The organism is uncultured Rikenella sp. (assembly GCF_910579375.1).
Classification (GTDB): Bacteria; Bacteroidota; Bacteroidia; order Bacteroidales; family Rikenellaceae; genus Rikenella.
In genome coordinates this window covers 1-3842 of the sequence record NZ_CAJTUJ010000173.1, presented here as the reverse complement: position 1 = coordinate 3842, position 3842 = coordinate 1, and the positions used below count along the sequence as shown (strand labels likewise).

The 3842-nt window shown below is 61.8% G+C and carries 3 protein-coding genes; all 3 read right to left on the bottom strand.

The features are described from left to right. Window positions 1-470: 470 nt before the first annotated feature. Genes QZ302_RS09250 through QZ302_RS09240 form a run of 3 tightly spaced genes read right to left on the bottom strand, consistent with a single transcriptional unit; the run spans window position 471 to window position 3285 of the window. On the bottom strand, window positions 471-1301 hold the full coding sequence (locus QZ302_RS09250; RefSeq protein ID WP_294594711.1) for a 2,3,4,5-tetrahydropyridine-2,6-dicarboxylate N-succinyltransferase: 831 nt from the start codon (window positions 1299-1301) through the stop codon (window positions 471-473). A gap of 21 nt (window positions 1302-1322) precedes the next feature. Beyond that, complete coding sequence (locus QZ302_RS09245) at window positions 1323-2552, bottom strand: endonuclease/exonuclease/phosphatase family protein (RefSeq protein ID WP_294594709.1); 1230 nt, start codon at window positions 2550-2552, stop codon at window positions 1323-1325. Between the two features lie 34 nt (window positions 2553-2586). Beyond that, window positions 2587-3285, bottom strand: a complete 699-nt coding sequence (locus tag QZ302_RS09240) for a rhomboid family intramembrane serine protease (protein ID WP_294594708.1) — start codon at window positions 3283-3285, stop codon at window positions 2587-2589. Window positions 3286-3842: the final 557 nt, after the last annotated feature.

Below are 3842 nucleotides of genomic sequence, written 5' to 3'. Positions count from 1 at the left end.
TCCGATGCCCGGGCCCGACGCTGCAGCCCGAACGGGCGGAATAGTGTTGGTCTGTGGGATGAGCCGAGCTTTTGCGGCTAGCAGAGCCGCGCGGGCCGGAGCCATCCCCGGCGTAGGGCCGCAACCTCGCGATGCTCGTTACGTCCACGCTGGCTCCGACCCAATATCCGCCCCGGGCTTCCGCGACGCGGGTTACCACGGACGGCTGGGGGAAGTGATGCATGCCGGCGATAACGGTTACAGCTTATCGGCTACCTCCTATACTTCGAACAATCACTACCGAGGCTTGCATCTGAATCTCAGTACACAGAGCCTTTACACCAGTTTCTTTGACCATCGTGCCTACGGTCTTCAGCTGCGTTGCCTCTCGGAATAAACGCCGCGTGCCCGCGGTGGGCAATGGGCTGGAACTACCCTAAACAACCGGCTGCCTCTACCCTAATCGGATCTACTCCGACCAACCGCGCGTGCTACGCCGAGACGCCGAAGTCCCGTAGCGCCTCGTTCAGCGACGTTTTGAGGTCGGTCGAAGGCTTGCGCTGACCGATAATCAGCGCGCACGGCACCTGATACTCGCCCGCCGGATAGTGCCGCGTGTAAGAACCCGGAATCACCACCGACCGTGGAGGCACATGTCCCTTGTATTCCACCGGCTCTTCGCCCGTCACGTCGATAATCTTCGTCGATCCGGTGATGACCACGTTCGCTCCCAAGACCGCCTCGGCGCCGATGTGCGCCCCCTCGACCAGGATGCACCGCGAGCCGATGAAACAGTGATCCTCGACGATTACCGGAGCGGCCTGTACCGGCTCCAGCACCCCGCCGATTCCCACTCCGCCCGACAAGTGCACCCCCTTGCCGATCTGCGCGCACGACCCCACCGTCGCCCACGTGTCGACCATCGTCCCTGAATCGACATAGGCTCCGATGTTCACATACGACGGCATCATAATCACCCCCGGCGCCAGGTAAGACCCGTAGCGGGCCACTCCGTTCGGCACGACCCGAACCCCGAGCGATTCGAAATCCTGCTTCGTCTCCATCTTGTCGAAGAATTCGATGTCGCCGCTGCTCATCCGGCGCATCTTCTGGATCGGGAAGTAGAGAATCACCGCTTTTTTGACCCATTCGTTCACCCGCCACGCCCCGCCGCTCCCCGTCGGTTCGGCACAGCGCAGGGTGCCTTTGTCCAACCGGTCGATGACCTCCCGAATGGCCTGTTTCGTTTCCGGTCGGTCCAACAAAGTCCGATCCGTCCATGCTGCTTCGATAAGCGATTGGATTGCAGTCTGTTCCGTCATGTGCTGATTAGAAGTGAAAAGTTATTTCCGTTTTTCTTTGGCCGCGCCGTCGGCCGGCGATAAGTCGATCCGGACGAACACCGGATTGTGATCCGACCACGGCAGCGCGTCGGAGCGGTATTCGAGCGTTTCGAACTCCGGAGCGTGGAAGACGTAGTCGATCCGGAGCATCGAGAAGAGTCGGTTGTAGGTGTATGCGAATCCGCTGCCGGCATTGACGAACGTGTCGTCCAGCTTGCCGCGCATTTTGTGGTAGGTGTACGAGACCGGCGTGTCGTTGAAGTCGCCCGTGACGATGGCCGGATAGGGCGACGCTTCGATCATCCGCGAGATGGTGTCGACCTGTACGGCCCGCCGGCGGTAGTTGTCGCGCAGCCGCCCGGCGAGGCTGCGGACGAAGTGTTTGCTCTCCTTGTCGCCCCGCACGTCGAGCCGTTCGACCCGGTCGCGGCTCCATTCGTCGACCTGGGTCGATTGGAGGTGGTTGTTGAAGAGTCGCAGGGTGTCGCGTCCGGCGAGCAGATCTGCCTGGAGCATAGTGTTCCGCGAGCCTTCGAACAGGGTGCCGCTCGCCTTGAGGATCGGCAGCCGGCTGAAGATCGCCACGCCGTACCCCACCTCCTCGGCGCCGCCCGAAACGAAGTGATAGGCCCGGTACGGCCAGTCGCGGTAGAGGCTGTCGATCAGCCGCACGTCGCCGCGGTTCATCGTCTCGTACTCCTGAAAGCAGATGACGTCGGGCTGCATGCGTTGCACGTAAGCGGCCACGCTGTCCACCATACGCCGATATCCGTCGTGTCGACTCTGTTCGTAGACGAAGCCGTGGGTGTTATAGGTGAGGATCGAGAGTCGCGCGGGCTCTTTTTTAGCCGTTCGCCGTGCGGCCGCGGTCGTGTTTTCGGCGGGGTACTCCTTGCGGAAGTCGAAGCGGACGAGGGTGCCGAGGTGTCCGAGGCCGAGTAGCAGCGTGATGGCAGGCACCAGAGCCCACCATCTCCAGCGGAGAATCCATACGAGCAGCAGGACGAAGTTGCCGAAGAAGAGGAACGGGGCGCCGAGTCCGAAAAAGGCGAAAATCCAGCTCCGTTCCGGACTGATTCCGGTGCTGAGGTAGGCCATGACGAGCGCGCCGGCGAATAGGACGGTGACCAGCACGAGCAGCAGGTGCAGCAGCGTGTGCCACCATCGTCTCGGCTGGCTCTGGTCGAGGTAGTAGTAATTGCTTCCGGCGTTGTAACGGTTGGCGCTCATCGGGGCGGAGGAGTAAGAGGGGGAGAGGAAAGGGTTAGTAGTAAATTTTGCCGGTTCGTTTCCATATCCGGAGCAGAATGAACCCGAAGAGCATCCCGCCGACGTGTGCGAAGTGGGCGATGTTGGATCCCTTTTGTGTCACGCCGAGGAAGAGCTCCAGCACGCCGTATGCGACGACGAACCACTTGGCTTTCATCGGAATCGGGGGGATGAGGAGCATGATCCGGTCGTTGGGATGGAACATGCCGAAGGCGAGGAGCACGCCGAACACGGCTCCCGATGCGCCGATGGTGACGATGTTGTCGGCCCAGGCTTGCAATTGTGCGGGCATGGTTTCGGCGTAGCCGAGTCCGAGGAAGTGGTTGTATTCGAACCAGTTTACCGCCAGGTTGCACAGCCCGGCTCCCACGCCGCAGATCAGGTAGTAGGCGAGGAATCGTCCCGAACCCATGTCGTATTCGAGCACGCGGCCGAACATCCAGAGGGCGAACATGTTGAAGAACAGGTGGTCGAAACCTCCGTGGAGGAAGAGGTAGGTGAGGGGTTGCCAGAGGTGGAATTCGGTGGATTTCCAGAAGTGGAGTCCGAAGAGGTCGATCATGCGTTCGCCTCCGACTCCTTCGGGCAGGGCGATCTGCGCGACGAAGACGATGACGGTCAGGATGATGAGGTTCATCACCACGCTGCTGCGGGGCGACCCGGCGCGTGGGCCGAAGATGTTGCTGTTGTTCATTCGTTTTCTTGTGCTTCGAGGTCGGTTCGTGTATTTCGAGGGTCTTGCTTGTTGAGGTTCGTGTGGCTTCTTGCTTCCGCCGGGGGCGGTGTCACGCGGTACTCAAAAGCGGGCGGCCTTGATTTTGGGGTAGAGGCGGCGGGTTATTTTGGTTGAGGCTACCCCAAACAACGGGTAGCTTCGCCCCTATTTTAATTTGACTCCGGCGTCCGGAGCCAGCGTGGGCGCAACGAGCTCAGCGAGTTGCGGGCCTCCCGAGGGGGAGGCCCGCGCGATTCCTTGAATCGCAAGCATTCGTGCCCCGTTTTTTTGGGGGGGCGGGCTGCGCGCTCCGGGGGTGGGCCGAAGGCCCAGCGCGCCCCCCGGCGCCCGCCTTCGGCGTTCGCTGCGCTCCGAGGACGGCGATTCCTCACGGAATCGCGCTATTCGCTCTCAGTCTATAGCAGTTCGCCGCCAGCGGTGAGTGCTCCAACGAGTTGCAGCCCGCCGCGTGGGGTGGCGGCGAACTGCGCGGCTCAAAGAGCCGCAGAAGCTCGGCCCGGCGCGGCGCGAAAACC